This window comes from Endozoicomonas arenosclerae (assembly GCF_001562015.1).
GTDB classification, from domain to species: Bacteria; Pseudomonadota; Gammaproteobacteria; order Pseudomonadales; family Endozoicomonadaceae; genus Endozoicomonas_A; species Endozoicomonas_A arenosclerae.
The window spans coordinates 1-482 of the sequence record NZ_LASA01000325.1; the positions used below are offsets into that span (position 1 = coordinate 1).

1 protein-coding gene is annotated in these 482 nt (G+C 59.3%); it reads left to right on the plus strand.

The features are described 5' to 3' along the window. Nucleotides 1–482, plus strand: a 482-nt coding sequence (locus WG89_RS29065; protein WP_172806972.1) for a translation initiation factor IF-2 associated domain-containing protein, incomplete at both ends; no start/stop codon positions are given.

The window sequence follows — 482 nt, forward strand, 5'->3', positions numbered from 1 at the left end:
TCAGATGAAAGTGTCTGGCGGCGGTGGCGCTGGCAAGAAAAAAGTTGTTAACGTAGAAGTTCGCAAGAAGCGCACATACGTCAAGAACGAACAGGCTGAAGAGCAGAAGCCTGAAGAGAAGCAGGCTCGTCGTGATGGCGACCGTCCACCGCGTCGTGATGGAGATCGTCCTCAGCAGCGTCGTGACGGAGATCGTCCACCGCGTCGTGATGGAGATCGTCCTCAGCAGCGTCGTGATGGAGATCGTCCTCAGCAGCGTCGTGACGGAGATCGTCCACCGCGTCGTGATGGAGATCGTCCTCAGCAGCGTCGTGACGGAGATCGTCCTCAGCAGCGTCGTGACGGAGATCGTCCTCAGCAGCGTCGTGACGGAGATCGTCCACCGCGTCGTGATGGAGATCGTCCGGCTCGTGCGGGTGCTCCATCAGGTGCACCAGGTTTTGATCCGTCAGCGGCTCCAATGCCGACACAGGATGGCGATA